The organism is Carnobacteriaceae bacterium zg-C25 (genome assembly GCA_017945845.1).
GTDB lineage: Bacteria > Bacillota > Bacilli > Lactobacillales > Aerococcaceae > WM01.
Window position 1 is genome coordinate 979,079 of record CP072828.1, and the last position, 13,957, is coordinate 993,035.

Sequence of the window (13,957 nt, forward strand, 5' to 3'; positions counted from 1 at the left end):
TCATCTCTCCTTAATTTTATTTACCCACGCATTATACGCTAAAACAGTGTCGGGATAAATACGTAAACCTTTATTTGCTAAATACGCCAATGTCTGTTGCAATTTATACGCAATCGCTTCATCTAAATTCTCATTGGCCAAACGTCGTGCTTCATCTACACCTTCAAACGTACGACCATCTTCAATGTAATCCGCAACGAATAACACTTTGGCAACATCGCTCATGTCTTCTTTTCCAATCGTATGGTACGCAATCGCTTCACACACGACATCGTCCGTTACACCAAACCACTCACCACATACACACGCGGCAACCGGACCATGCAAAATTTCGCTACCGTACGACAACATCGCCCCATCTAACTGATATTTTTCGACAGCCTCTTTGTACTGCTCCATCGTCCACTCTTTTGTGAGGTCGTGTAATAGCGCCGCCAATTGACATTGTGCAACATCAACACCGTACTGCTTTGCTAAAGTAATGGCTTTTTCTTCAACACGCAATACATGCACATAACGCTTTGAAGAGAGCTCACCTTGTAATGTGCTGACAATTTTATGACGTAGTGTATTCGTCAACATACAATCTCTCCTTTTCAATATATTGCATCACCGCATTCGGCACTAAATACCGAATACTTTGTTGATTTTGCACCATTTGTCTAATCATTGATGAACTAATATCCAGTAACGGCAAATGTAGCGGTATAAACGGTACACTCGATTCATTTTTAGAATGCATTCGATCAATACCGACAAAAGTCACTTCCTGAATTAATTCATCGATACGGTACCATGTATGCAACGCATCAATCATATCGCCGCCAATAATAAAATAAAATTTTGCATTTTGATAGTGCTGTTTTAACGATTGAATCGTGTCAAACGTATAATGCACACCTGGTGTATCCATTTCTATCGTATTCACTTCAAATTTTGGATTATCACTTATTGCCAAACGTACCATTTCTAAACGGTGTGACGTATCCACTAATTTTTTCGTTGTTTGATACGGTGGTGTCCCGCTCGGTAACACAATAATTTTATCTAACCCTAACTGATCTAACACACTTTGTGCATTTCTTAAATGCGCCATATGAATAGGGTTAAAACTACCACCTAAAATACCAATTTTTTGTTGAGTTTTTTGCATCATAAATTAATGTACCACATCATAAATCAATACAGGCACATCTGCCGTTTCACCGATCGTATACGCTTGTTGAATTTTAGCAATAGCATCACTGACGTCTTGACGATTACTATGAATCATTACAATCGGTTCGTCCACAGATACCGTATCGCCCACTTTTTTCAATACGGATAATCCAACAGCTAAATCAATCGTATCTTCTTTAGTCGCACGTCCAGCACCTAATAACATTGCCGCAACACCAATATCATCTGCCACAATATTTTGAACCACACCCGCTTGGCTAGCAAAAACCGGAATATCGTATTTAGCTTGTGGCAATAAACTATAATCATCCACAACACGTGCATCTCCGCCTTGTGCGGCAATAAATGTACGCAACACATCCAACGCTTTCCCATTAGCGATATTTTCTTTTAGCAATGCTTTCGCTTCATCAATCGATGTTGCTTTTTTCGCTAAATAGACCATTTGTGCGCCTAATTCTAAACATAAATCTTCTAAATCTTTTGGCCCTTTGCCTTTAAGCGTTTCAATGGCTTCAATCACTTCATTTGCATTCCCAACGGCAACGCCTAACGGTTGAGACATATCCGAAATAACCGCCATTGTTGAACGACCAACTTGATTCCCAATGGCAACCATTTCTTGTGCCAATTGTTTAGCCTCTTCAACCGTTTTCATAAAGGCACCTGCACCTGTTTTAACATCTAATACGATAGCATCAGCACCCGAAGCAATTTTTTTACTCATAATGGAACTTGCAATTAACGGAATGGATTGTACCGTCCCCGTTACATCACGTAACGCGTATAACTTTTTATCGGCTGGTGTTAAATTACCACTTTGACCAACGACAGCCACTTTATTTTGATTGACTAAATCAATAAATTCGTCTTGTTCCACTTCAATGTGAAATCCAGGAATCGCTTCTAATTTATCAATCGTTCCACCAGTATGCCCTAACCCACGACCACTCATTTTAGCAACAGGTATGCCTAAACTCGCTACGAGTGGAGCCAAAACTAATGTTGTCGTATCGCCAACACCACCAGTTGAATGTTTATCGACTTTAATACCGTCAATAGCACTTAAATCAAATTGATCACCCGATGCTGCCATGGCTAACGTCATCACACCTAACTCTTCATGCGTCATCCCTTGAAACAAAATCGCCATTAACATGGCACTCATTTGATAGTCGGGAATACTCCCCGTTGTTACACCAGAAATCATCCATTTAATTTCTGATTCACTTAACGCTAACCCATCACGTTTCTTTTCAATAAGATCTACCATTCTAAACATGTTCAATCACCTCTACTGTATTTTGTTTTCCGACTAAAACACGTCGCGTTTGATTTAAAAATAGTCCGTGCTCTACAACACCAACCAAATCATTCAATTCTTTTTGTAATTGCACCGCGTCGTCAATACGTTTCAAGTGCAAATCGATAATAAAGTTCCCATCGTCCGTCACAAATACCTTTTCATCACGCATACGCAATACCGGATGATACCCTTTTTCTTCAAAATAGCGTAATAAATGCGTATGGCCATATTGAACCACTTCTACGGGTAATGGAAACGCACCAAGACAGTCGACCATTTTACTTTCATCGACAATCCATATCACTTCTTTTGATTGTGTAGCCACTAATTTTTCAAAAAGTAGTGCCCCGCCACCACCTTTAATCCCGTTTAATTGAGGATCAATTTCATCTGCTCCATCTACAACAAGATCAATACTATTGACGTCATCCAAACTTTTTAACGGAATGCCTAATTGTTCAGCTTGTTGTTTTGTTGCCAGAGAAGTTGTAACACCAATAATGGACAACCCATTTTGGACACGTTTACCAAGTTCTTCCACAAAATAGTACACTGTTGAACCTGTTCCTAAGCCGACAATCATCCCATTTTGAATATAGTCAGTTGCTGCAATACCTACTCTTTTTTTCAATTCATTTTGATTCATGTGTTCCCCTTCATTAAAAACCGTCTTCTTCGTCTATTAACCTTTCCCATTTTTCTCGAGCAAAATTTGCACGCGATAAATCATCAAAAAAGTCGATATACAATTGTTCAATACCCATCCAACTTTCAGCGTTTTCTTCATTGAGTGCCACCGATTTTTCAAAGGCGTCCAACGCTTGTAAGTGATTGCCTTCTAACATTAACAAGTAACCATACATTTGCCACCAAAAATCGTTTTCTTGACCTAAATCATGCGATTCTTGTAACAATTGACGCCCCATTTCAACGTTATCTTCATCTAAATAAATTTCAATGGCCAACAAATAATAATCAATTGTCTTTTCTTCTTCGCTTAATTGTTCAAATAGCGTCACAACTTTTCGTTCAAATTGTTGATCGGTTGTATCCAACAAATACATTAAATGCTCTGCTTTAATGTGAAACGGCTGTTGTTTAAACGATTCAAACCGAAATAATGCACATAAGGTTTCTGCTAACTGATAATTTACACCAAACCAATCTAAAATATACAAAATATCGTCCTCTAACGCTTGGCGCACCGGCTCATTTAATCGACGATTGTGATTGGCAAATAGTTGCTTAATGGTATGACTAAACGCTTGTAAAACAGTTGGTAATTGTGCGTAATCATTGACGTGTTGTTCAAAGAGATAAATCATTTGGAAAAACGCTTCTAACACGTTTTTTTTCAACGCTTCATCTTCAATCATTAATTGATGGATAAATCGATACTGTTTATTAAATTGTTGATTTACTTTAAACGTATCATCGTCTAAATAATCAATGTTCACTTGATGTTCAATTGCTTTTTGATGCGCCATTTGTGCTAAATCGTGTTCATGCAAAAAATATTCATACAACACGCTCAGCAAATACCACGCATTTCCGTTTTGTCGATCAAGTTCTACCGATTTTTTCAGCATGGTTTCTGCACGTGAAAACTCCTCAAACTGCATTTGTAAATAGCCGTAACGGTAATACCACATCGCATCATTTTGACCTTGTTCAAAAATTGATTCTAATAATTCTTTAGCTTCGTAGTATCGACGCAAATTATTTAATGCGGCAGCTTTTTGCCCTAAATGCTCGTAAGACGGTTCTTTCAATAAATCAACATAATGCACAATTTTTTCAAATTCATGTGCATTTTGCCATTCTTCAAATTGTTTTTTTTCGAAATCTAACATGCCTTACCTCCATAATTCATTATATAATACATAGGTAACTTTTGACAGACTAAAGGTGCCATTTTATAATGGCATTATCCAAAAAAGGTGGTATTTTATGATAAATATACTATTAGTTGAAGACGATTTCACCATTGCCAATGCAACCGTTACATTTTTAAAACAACACAATTTAAATGTATGGCATGCATCAACGTTAAAACAAGCACATGACATGTTACATAAACACCCAATTAACATCGCGCTACTCGATATGATGTTACCCGACGGTAACGCTCTAGATTTTTATCAAACGTTACCACACACCATTAAAATTATATTTTTAACAGCGGTCGATGATGAAAAAGCCATTATTGAAACGTTACATAATGGCGTAGAAGACTACATTACCAAACCGTTTCGTTTACCCATTTTATTGGCGCGCATTCAAGGGATTATTACACGCTATTCACTCAACGAGGTGCAATGGACACAATATTATCATCTGCACGTCAATGAACAAGACCGTATCATTAAAATGGACAATCAAGACATCTCATTAAGCGCTACCGAAAACCGTTTGTTTTTCTATTTATTTGCCAATCGCTCTCAAACACTCACACGTGAGCAACTACTAACGTACATGTGGGATAATGGTGGTGATTTTGTAAACGACAATACGCTGACGGTGACACTGAAACGTTTGCGTAAAAAAATCGAAAAAGACTCACCGCTCATTGAAACCATTCGTGGCCTTGGTTATCGTATGAAAGGAGACAATCATGCGTGATATTTATAAAAATCCACAAGCAAAAGTCGGCTTAAGATGGCTAATCGGATTGTCAACCGGTTTACTCATGACGCTTTTAGTTGGCTATCACACCATTTTAGCGTTTCTTCAACATCAACTAAATCATCACAGCGTACATTTGTACGTCTTAAATAAACATCACGCCGATTTGACGCCCTATTTAACAGAAGGCATTTTCCCAGATGCGTTACGTGGTGAAGTGGCAACATTACTTGAACAGTCATTTGCACAAAAAATGGATACTTCGCAATACCACGTGCATCTTTTATTCATTTTGAGTATATGGCTCATCGTCACAGTTGTTGCATTTGCCATTATGACACTCTATTTCAAACGATTTTTTAATCAACTCAACACACTTAATAACTATGTGCTTAATTTAAATAGTGATGTTGAACCGATTGATATTCGTCAATCTAACGAGGGGATACTCTCTCAATTACAACATTCGCTATACCAAACTGCAACGTCTTTACATACACAATACCGCCTATCAACAAAACACAAAGATTATTTAGATGCCAATATCGCCAATATCTCACATCAATTAAAAACGCCATTAACGGCGTTGTGGGTGGTTGTCGATTCTATATTAGCGCTTCCTATCGAAAAGCGTACCGACGATACACTCTTACCATTAGAACCACAACTTGAACGGATTAATACGCTAATTCAAGCCATTTTATTAATGACTCGACTAGATGCGCATGCCATTACGTTTAAAAAAGAAAACGTCAAAATCGGGGTACTCATCAAACAATTACAAACCGAATTTCAAGTGCTTTTAAAAGAAAAAGGATTAACATTACAGATTATAGGTGATTTAGATACCGTCATTAAAGTGGACCGTTTTTACCTATATGAAGCAATGGCAAATATTATCAAAAACGGTATTGATCACGCCTGTGAAAATAGTCAAATAACCATTACAATTACATCAAATATTTTCTATACGTCAATTTTTATTCAAAATGAAGGTCAGCCAATTGATAAAGATGATTTACCTTATATTTTCCAACGCTTCTACAAAGGAAAAAATGCCAAAACAACAAGTATTGGTATCGGATTGGCTTTATCGCACGATATTTTAAACCAACATAGTGGTAAATTAAGTGCCAAAAACGTATCAAATGGCGTACAATTTGAACTCACCATACCACAACAATAACCATACAAAAGAGCAATCCGTTCACACAGATTGCTCTTTTTCACTATTCACAATGTATCGATAATGCAAATTACGAAATACTACAACGTTTCGTTTTTAATGTCTTCTACTAATGAGCGTTTCAATACACTACGTTGTGTCGATACATTAAACAACAATAGAATAACCAATAACACACATGAACTAATGATGGTTGGTAATATCGGGTATTTCATGTTTGCAATAATTTCTTGAACACCACTACTACCTTGAATATTAGCCAAAATGGTCAGCGCATACGCACCGATGGAAGCAAATATAATGGATAAAATACCTGCTGTCATATTTTCAATCGATAACATGATTCGTAATTGCCCTCTTGTCATTCCAATAGATTGCAACATCGCAAATTCACGACGACGTAACCGTGCAGAGGATGAAATGGTGTTGTAGAAAGTCGTTAAACAAACTAACGAAATTAAACTTAAAAATCCATAGACAATGATACCCATCATACCTAAAACGGCTCGCATCACTTTCAAATTCTCTTGAATGTTATTGACATAAAAATTACCGTAATCGCCGTCGTTGGCCAATTCCTTCAATATTTTGGCAATCTCATCAGCTTTATTTTTATCAACTTTTAACATTATTGTATAATCAGCTTTAGAATCAATACGATAATACATTTCTTTTGATACAATTAATTCTGCAAGATTCGATACCCCAACAGATAATTTATCCGCTTCAACATTTCTTAAAATATGAATTGATTTTTCTGATGTCTTGTCTAATTGATGATCATTTGTAAACGTCATATAAGGTAGCGATTTACCTTTCAATGTATCCGTTGGAATAGCCGATATTTTTTTATTACGCACAAAATCCGTTGTTACAATAACACCTGATTGTTGAAATTGTTCTGGTGTAACATCAATCGCTTGTAAAAATTCACGTTCTGAAGTTTCATCTAAAGAAATTATTGACATATGCTCAGTTGAGGACTGATCAATCTCTCCACTAAATTGAACTTTACGGATTTTGTGTACATAATCAAGAATATCGGGTTGTGTTGTCACGATTGACCCACTTCTAACAAATTGTACGCTTTCAACTCCATTCAATGTTTTGACTTTATTAAATAATTGTTGCGCATGCTCTTCACTTGATTGTGTTGCAGTCCGTTCGAATGGCATATATAACGAAATATCCCCTTTAGTGTGACGGCTATTTTTTGACCCACCTTGAGCAACTTGCTCAACCGTATCCGTTAATTGAATGACTAAATTAGAAATAACGTTGAACGTCAACAAACTCGTGGTTAATACGAAAAATACCGTTCTGGCACGACTGCTATTATTCTTTTTATAGCGATACGCTAAATAAGCAGGTTGTTTAAATATACGTGCCAACACATTTCTTCGACTATTTTGACGACGTTTTTTCAATTGCATCAATTTTTTAAATGGCACTTGCTTAATATTTTCAATTGGCGAACGTTTTGCCGATTTTAAAGCCGGTATAATTGCAGACACCGCAATGACAATAATCGATAATAAAATAACCGCAACAATTAATGGCCAATAAATAACGAGTGAAAATTTGGATTCTAAACCACTAGATTTAAACACCACTTGAGCGTACTGATCAAAATAAACAAGTGCAATAGACGTTCCGATAAAGCCGACAATTAACCCAATGACAATCCCGATACTTCCGATAATGGCACTTTCAGCTAACATCATTTTAACCAATTGTCCACGTGTGACACCCACACTAGATAATGCCCCAAGTTGTTTAAGTCGTTCATTAAGCGATAACATGAATGATGAACTAATCACGACAACTGAAATAACGAGCACTAAGATGAAAATAACTGGAACAACCCCACTGAGTAAATTATTTAAAACTTCATTACTAGTTACTAAATAAAGTGCTAATAATTGTTGATTATGTTTAGCAATGGAAATACCCGATGATTTGCTAAACGTATTAAATCGTTCAAAATATTGATCAAAATTTGTGACTTTACCAAAAACAATAGCTTCATCACTATCGTAATTTTCATCGACACCGACATAATCAACACCTGCATTATCATCTAAATATACAAGCCCTTTAACAAAATAGGCCAATGATTGTCCTTTAGAATTGGTAAATGTCACCGTTTGTCCAACTAAATTTTCTTTTTGTAGTGCTGCGGAAATTAATATTTCTTTTTGCTTCACAGCATTTTTTCTATCATATCGAGTCAATCCTATTGACGACATTGAACGTGTATACGTTTTGCCGAAAACTGCACGTCCTTTTGGCAAAATATCACTTGATAACGTATCGACCGCTAATGTTTCTGATTTTTTATCAATGAAATTAGCCAAATTCAGTTGCTCAATATCTGCCTTTTTTACAATTCCTGTTCGAAAATGCCAATCTCCCGAATTATCAATAATCGCATCATGCATCACTACCCATGCACTAGATAAAAATAACGCCATGGCAGTTAATAACGACACAATACCAGCAATGGATATAGTCGTTAATGCAGTCCGCTTTTTATTTTCTTTAATTTGTGCAACCGTTAATTTTGTTAACACGCTCATACACGAATCACCTCATCTTTCACAATTCGCCCATCTTGCAATGTGATCACACGATTAGCTTGCAATGCAATATTCATATCGTGAGTAATCACCACTAACGTTTGTTTATATTTTTCATTAGCCAATTTCAACAACTGCAACGTTTCATTTGAATTAGTGGTATCCAAGTTACCAGTCGGCTCGTCAGCTAATAAAATGGTCGGACGAGGCATTAAGGCACGTCCAATAGACACACGCTGCTGTTGTCCTCCTGATAGTTGATGTGGTAGATGGTGCTGTCTATTGGTTAAGCCTAATGTGTGTAATAATTCATTCAAATAGGATTTATCGACTTTTTGACTATCCAAATCTACAGGTAATGTAATATTATCAACAACATTTAATACGGGAATTAAATTATAAAACTGGTACACTAAACCAATTTCACGGCGGCGAAATATGGATAACGTATCCGATTTTAAATTGAAAATATCTGTCCCATTAACCAATACTTTTCCGCTCGTTGGATAGTCTACACCACCTAACAAATGCAACAAAGTAGATTTACCCGAACCACTCGCTCCAACAATTGCTACAAATTCTCCTTGTTCAATGGTTAAACTGACATCATCAAGCGCAACCACTTGATTTTCTCCTTGTCCATATACTTTTGATAAATGACTCACTTCTAAAATCGCCATAATATTCCCTCCATTCCTTTTGTTACTTTTAGTATAGATGACAAAAGTGACACGAAAGTGACAAATCAAAAAATTTTTTATTGACTACTCGAAAACCAAAATCACCTAAAAAATATAATTCAATTCGTTTGTTATTTAAACATAAAACATGGACGCTAGAATTTTTCCAGCGCCCAAAACTTTATTGATTTAAAAAGATACGCATCACCTGTAAAGGCACATGTACTTGACAACATTTAAACGTGTCTTGTAATAACGTTACAACCCTTTTGGTTTTCCAAACACTTCACTGTAAATAAAAGCTTTTTGTAAAGCGCTTCTTTTTTTACGAATAGAAAGACGTTTTGTTTTGATGATTTTAGACGGTGATTCTTCTTTAGTCATTTCTTCCCACTGACTATCCGTAAACAACTCGTCTTCGTCCACCACCATACTCATCGGTACATTTGAAGACGTTTCATAACTTTCAGAGTTACTCATCTCTACCGATAGTGCCGTTTCATCACTTTCTACATCTCCAATGTATTCCTCATCGTATTCTTCATCATATTCTGCATCGTACTCTTCGTCGTACTCTTCATCGTATTCTTCGTCGTACTCTTCGTCGTACTCTTCATCATACTCTTCGTCATCCCAATCATCGTCCCAATCATCGTCCAAGTCTGTTTCAGGTGTGGTAGGTAATATAGACGTATTCACAATGGGGGTTGCATGAAATATAAAATTTTTCAACCCTAATGTTTTATTAAGATTACTGACTCTTTTTTCTGTTTCAAAAAGATTCGTTTTATTTTTCTGTGCTCTTTCTTTTTTATCTATGCGATCAATGATAAAACAAATCATGAAAAAGACAACGAGAATCTCGTTAAAAGACATATTACCACCTCCTAGAGTCTAAACTATTGCATAATTTCAGAAGTCACTTGCTCATCTCCAGCAATTGCTTCACGCATATTCGTATCTGCAATCACATTATTCATTTTGTAATAATCCATAACGCCTAATTTGCCTTCACGCAACGCTTGTGCTAACGCTAATGGAATTTGAGATTCTGCTTCAACTACTTTTGCTTTCATACGTTGTACTTCAGCCAACATTTCTTGTTCTTGAGCAACAGCCAATGAACGACGTTCTTCCGCTTTTGCTTGAGCAATTTTTTTATCAGCTTCTGCTTGTTCCGCTTGTAATTTTGCACCAATATTTCGACCAACATCCACGTCCGCAATATCAATGGATAAAATTTCAAAAGCTGTTCCAGAGTCCAATCCTTTTCTTAAAATGGTTTGAGAAATAGAATCCGGATTTTCCAAAACAACAGAGTGATGATTTGCAGAACCAACCGTTGTAACAATCCCTTCACCGACACGGGCAATAATGGTTTCTTCTCCAGCACCACCCACTAAACGTTCAATATTGGCACGTACCGTTACTTTAGCTTTTGCACGCACTTCAATACCATTCATTGCCACACCGGCAATAACAGGTGTTTCAATAACTTTAGGGTTAACACTGACCTGTACCGCTTCAAATACGTTACGTCCTGCTAAATCAATTGCGGTCGCTTGTTTAAATTCCAAATCAATGTTGGCACGTTGTGCTGCAATCAATGCATCAATAACCATATTCACATCACCACCCGCTAAGTAGTGAGCTTCCAATTCATCAATTTTTAAAGATAAACCAGCTTTAGTTGCTTTAATTAACGGATTGATAATACGTGCTGGTGAAACACGACGCAAACGCATACCAAATAAAGTCATCACACTCACTTTTACACCTGAAAAATGAGCCGTTATCCATAACCCTAATGGTACAAATGATAAGAAAATTGAAACAACGACAAGTAACAGTGCTAAAATAACAACTACCGGTAAAACATTTTGAAGTTCCATACATTTATCCTCCTATTTTTGTATTTCTCGAACAAATAATTTACTACCTTCTACTTTATATACAACAACATCTTTATGTGACTCAATCATTTTGCCCGATGATAACACCTCTAACTCTTCATCACCAAAACGCGCTCGACCTACAGGCCGTAAACTCGTCATCGTCACACCTACCGTATTCAAATATTGTGCGTAATCTTGTTGAAACGATTGAAACCCTTTGTCACTCGTTAAACTTTGATTTAAAACTAAACCACGCCCCAGTTGAAAGCGACAGCCCATTTTCCATAAAAATACGGCTACACCTAGCGCAATACATAAAGCATAACTGGCATTCAGCAACGTCAATGTAGGATTGTCACTCGTCATATGAATACCTAAAAGTGTCATTGCAATCCCAATAATACCAACCGCACCAAAACTTGGTAAGAACAGTTCTAATATTAATAGCATCAGCCCAACGAGCAACACTAAAAAATATTCCCACGATCCACTAGCTTCAATAAAAAAGTAAATTAAAAATGAAGCTACCGTTAGCACACTACCTTGCCACACGTATTTCGTCAATAAAACAATGACGATTCCGATAAATGCCACCGTTAATAACATCAACTCCATAGAACAACTCCTTTCTTTGTCATATGATAGGTTTAGTATACTCAACGCATAAAAGAAAATCATCGGTCTTCCGTCCTATTTTTAAGTTTTTATGGTATACTGTTACTACTTTAACAAGAAGGAGGGATTTTATGCCTTCAGCCTTAATTGTGTACGCCAGTTTAACGGGAAGCACAGAAGAATGTGCCGACATTGTCGCTGAAAATTTAGAAGATTTAGGCTACGAGGTTGATGTGGTAGATAGCATTCAAGCATCTGCAAGTCATTTTTCATCATATGACGTTTGTATTGTCGGAAGCTACTCATGCGGAGACAATACCGTTCCAGATGACATTTTAGACTTTTATGAAGAATTGGCAGACGAAACATTAACAGGCAAAATTTTTGGTGTTTTTGGATCAGGAGATCGCTATTATGGAGATAACTACTGCTGCGCCGTTAAATTATTTGATAAGCTTTTTGAAGCAGTGGGTGCAACACGTGGTAGTGAATGTGTCATGATTGAATTAAGTGCCGACGAAGAAGATATTGAACGTTTAGAAAATTTCGTATCTAACATCGATCAAATGTATCACGCATCACATTAAAAATCATAAGGAGAAAAAATATGGTATTACCAAACTTTGAAGAAAATTTAAAAAAATATGCAGCATTATTAATAAGCAAAGGGTTAAATGTATCAAAAGGACATACAGTTGTTTTAACAATTGATGTTGACCACGCACCATTTGCGCGTTTATTAACACAAGAAGCTTATGCACAAGGTGCTAGTGAAGTCATCGTTGAATATACAGACGATAAAATTTCACGCGAAAAATTATTACACGCTGATCAAGAACGTTTAACAAACGTTCCACAACACGTTGTCGATAAATCACTATATCACTTAAGTAAAAAAGCAAGCCGTTTAGTTGTACGCTCAGCTAACCCAGATGCGTTTGCAGGTGTTAATCCAGATCGTCTACAAGCAAGCATGAAAGCAATGTCAACGGCATTACACGAACAACGTTTAGCCACTCAAGCAAACAAAGTTTCTTGGACATTAGGCGCTGCTTCAAGTCCAGAATGGGCAGCAATGGTATTTCCTAACTTATCAACAAGCGAAGAACAAGTTGATGCATTGTGGGATGCTATTTTCAAAATGAACCGCGTTTATGATGCGGATCCTATTCAATCATGGAACGAACATGAAGCACGTTTAAATGAAAAAGCTGAAATTTTAAATGCCGCACAATTTGATGCATTGCACTATACAGCACCCGGAACAGACCTTGTTTTAGGAATGCCAAAAAATCACGTTTGGGAATCAGCAGGTAGCCTAAATGCACAAGGCGAAAAATTCATCGCAAACATGCCAACAGAAGAAGTGTTTACTGCCCCAGACTTCCGTCGTGCAGATGGTTACGTCTCTAGTACAAAACCATTAAGTTATGCTGGTGTCGTCATTGAAGGTATGAAATTCACATTTAAAGACGGACAAATTATTGATGTAACGGCTGAAAAAGGTGAAGAAACGATTAAACGCCTAGTTGAAGAAAACGAAGGAGCACGCGGTTTAGGTGAAGTTGCATTAGTACCACATCGCTCACCAATTTCTATGTCAGGCTTAACTTTCTTTAACACGTTATTTGACGAAAACGCATCTAATCACTTAGCTATCGGTTCAGCATACGCCCACAGCATTGTTGGTGGTGTAGACATGAGCCAAGAAGAGTTAGAAGCAAATGGGTTAAACCGCTCAACAACTCACGTTGATTTTATGATTGGTTCAGAACATATGAACATTGACGGTATTACAAAAGACGGCGAACGAGTTGCCATCTTTAGAAACGGTGAATGGGCAATTTAACAAAATCGTGTTGGGATAATCACATATCCCAACACGATTTTTA

The 13,957-nt window shown here is 36.8% G+C and carries 14 protein-coding genes; 4 read left to right on the plus strand and 10 right to left on the minus strand.

All coding sequences use genetic code 11. The features are described 5' to 3' along the window. Genes yqeK through J7S27_04625 form a run of 5 tightly spaced genes read right to left on the minus strand, consistent with a single transcriptional unit; the run spans position 1 to position 4,338 of the window. The gene (yqeK, locus tag J7S27_04605) at positions 1-582 is read right to left on the minus strand and encodes a bis(5'-nucleosyl)-tetraphosphatase (symmetrical) YqeK (protein ID QTU82594.1); all 582 of its coding nucleotides are present in this window, start codon (positions 580-582) and stop codon (positions 1-3) included. After that, complete coding sequence (locus tag J7S27_04610) at positions 557-1,156, minus strand: nicotinate-nucleotide adenylyltransferase (protein QTU82595.1); 600 nt, start codon at positions 1,154-1,156, stop codon at positions 557-559. The genes yqeK and J7S27_04610 overlap by 26 nt, the downstream gene beginning before the upstream one ends. A 3-nt stretch (positions 1,157-1,159) precedes the next feature. Beyond that, positions 1,160-2,461 carry a pyrimidine-nucleoside phosphorylase gene (locus J7S27_04615; protein QTU82596.1) on the minus strand — a complete coding sequence of 434 codons (1,302 nt, stop codon included), beginning with the start codon at positions 2,459-2,461 and terminating at the stop codon, positions 1,160-1,162. Further along, the gene (gene rpiA / locus J7S27_04620) at positions 2,454-3,131 is read right to left on the minus strand and encodes a ribose-5-phosphate isomerase RpiA (GenBank protein ID QTU82597.1); all 678 of its coding nucleotides are present in this window, start codon (positions 3,129-3,131) and stop codon (positions 2,454-2,456) included. Before rpiA ends, J7S27_04615 begins: the two co-directional genes overlap by 8 nt. Positions 3,132-3,144: 13 nt before the next feature. Beyond that, the gene (locus J7S27_04625; GenBank protein ID QTU82598.1) at positions 3,145-4,338 is read right to left on the minus strand and encodes a hypothetical protein; all 1,194 of its coding nucleotides are present in this window, start codon (positions 4,336-4,338) and stop codon (positions 3,145-3,147) included. Positions 4,339-4,435: 97 nt separating this feature from the next. On the opposite strand from J7S27_04625, the gene J7S27_04630 reads away from it, so the two are divergent. Together J7S27_04630 and J7S27_04635 are read left to right on the plus strand one after the other, a co-directional pair. Further along, a complete protein-coding gene (locus J7S27_04630; GenBank protein QTU82599.1) occupies positions 4,436-5,107 on the plus strand; it encodes a response regulator transcription factor in 672 nt (223 codons plus the stop codon). Next, positions 5,100-6,296, plus strand: a complete 1,197-nt coding sequence (locus J7S27_04635; GenBank protein QTU82600.1) for a HAMP domain-containing histidine kinase — start codon at positions 5,100-5,102, stop codon at positions 6,294-6,296. The genes J7S27_04630 and J7S27_04635 overlap by 8 nt, the downstream gene beginning before the upstream one ends. Before the next feature lie 80 nt (positions 6,297-6,376). Here J7S27_04635 and J7S27_04640 read toward each other — a convergent pair whose 3' ends face one another. The 5 genes from J7S27_04640 to J7S27_04660 all read right to left on the minus strand — a co-directional run bounded on the left by J7S27_04640 (position 6,377) and on the right by J7S27_04660 (position 12,065). Further along, positions 6,377-8,875, minus strand: a complete 2,499-nt coding sequence (locus J7S27_04640) for an FtsX-like permease family protein (GenBank protein ID QTU82601.1) — start codon at positions 8,873-8,875, stop codon at positions 6,377-6,379. Then, positions 8,872-9,555: an ABC transporter ATP-binding protein gene (locus J7S27_04645; protein ID QTU82602.1), complete on the minus strand. Its 684-nt coding sequence runs from the start codon at positions 9,553-9,555 to the stop codon at positions 8,872-8,874. The genes J7S27_04640 and J7S27_04645 overlap by 4 nt, the downstream gene beginning before the upstream one ends. A gap of 258 nt (positions 9,556-9,813) precedes the next feature. Beyond that, a complete protein-coding gene (locus J7S27_04650; protein QTU82603.1) occupies positions 9,814-10,431 on the minus strand; it encodes a hypothetical protein in 618 nt (205 codons plus the stop codon). A 23-nt stretch (positions 10,432-10,454) separates the two neighbouring features. Beyond that, complete coding sequence (gene floA, locus J7S27_04655; GenBank protein QTU82604.1) at positions 10,455-11,447, minus strand: flotillin-like protein FloA; 993 nt, start codon at positions 11,445-11,447, stop codon at positions 10,455-10,457. A gap of 12 nt (positions 11,448-11,459) precedes the next feature. Beyond that, positions 11,460-12,065 carry a hypothetical protein gene (locus J7S27_04660; GenBank protein QTU82605.1) on the minus strand — a complete coding sequence of 202 codons (606 nt, stop codon included), beginning with the start codon at positions 12,063-12,065 and terminating at the stop codon, positions 11,460-11,462. Positions 12,066-12,196: 131 nt separating this feature from the next. Here J7S27_04660 and J7S27_04665 point away from each other — a divergent pair, with 131 nt between their 5' ends. Both J7S27_04665 and J7S27_04670 read left to right on the plus strand, forming a co-directional pair. Next, on the plus strand, positions 12,197-12,652 hold the full coding sequence (locus J7S27_04665) for a flavodoxin (protein QTU82606.1): 456 nt from the start codon (positions 12,197-12,199) through the stop codon (positions 12,650-12,652). A 20-nt stretch (positions 12,653-12,672) separates the two neighbouring features. Further along, positions 12,673-13,914: an aminopeptidase gene (locus J7S27_04670; GenBank protein QTU82607.1), complete on the plus strand. Its 1,242-nt coding sequence runs from the start codon at positions 12,673-12,675 to the stop codon at positions 13,912-13,914. Positions 13,915-13,957: the final 43 nt, after the last annotated feature.

Bases quoted from the DNA above. Each gene is read 5' to 3' on its own strand.
- yqeK (QTU82594.1), bottom strand. From the start codon at position 582: ATGTTGACGAATACACTACGTCATAAAATTGTCAGCACATTACAAGGT.
- J7S27_04610 (QTU82595.1), bottom strand. From the start codon at position 1,156: ATGATGCAAAAAACTCAACAAAAAATTGGTATTTTAGGTGGTAGTTTT.
- J7S27_04615 (QTU82596.1), bottom strand. From the start codon at position 2,461: ATGTTTAGAATGGTAGATCTTATTGAAAAGAAACGTGATGGGTTAGCG.
- rpiA (QTU82597.1), bottom strand. From the start codon at position 3,131: ATGAATCAAAATGAATTGAAAAAAAGAGTAGGTATTGCAGCAACTGAC.
- J7S27_04625 (QTU82598.1), bottom strand. From the start codon at position 4,338: ATGTTAGATTTCGAAAAAAAACAATTTGAAGAATGGCAAAATGCACAT.
- J7S27_04630 (QTU82599.1), top strand. From the start codon at position 4,436: ATGATAAATATACTATTAGTTGAAGACGATTTCACCATTGCCAATGCA.
- J7S27_04635 (QTU82600.1), top strand. From the start codon at position 5,100: ATGCGTGATATTTATAAAAATCCACAAGCAAAAGTCGGCTTAAGATGG.
- J7S27_04640 (QTU82601.1), bottom strand. From the start codon at position 8,875: ATGAGCGTGTTAACAAAATTAACGGTTGCACAAATTAAAGAAAATAAA.
- J7S27_04645 (QTU82602.1), bottom strand. From the start codon at position 9,555: ATGGCGATTTTAGAAGTGAGTCATTTATCAAAAGTATATGGACAAGGA.
- J7S27_04650 (QTU82603.1), bottom strand. From the start codon at position 10,431: ATGTCTTTTAACGAGATTCTCGTTGTCTTTTTCATGATTTGTTTTATC.
- floA (QTU82604.1), bottom strand. From the start codon at position 11,447: ATGGAACTTCAAAATGTTTTACCGGTAGTTGTTATTTTAGCACTGTTA.
- J7S27_04660 (QTU82605.1), bottom strand. From the start codon at position 12,065: ATGGAGTTGATGTTATTAACGGTGGCATTTATCGGAATCGTCATTGTT.
- J7S27_04665 (QTU82606.1), top strand. From the start codon at position 12,197: ATGCCTTCAGCCTTAATTGTGTACGCCAGTTTAACGGGAAGCACAGAA.
- J7S27_04670 (QTU82607.1), top strand. From the start codon at position 12,673: ATGGTATTACCAAACTTTGAAGAAAATTTAAAAAAATATGCAGCATTA.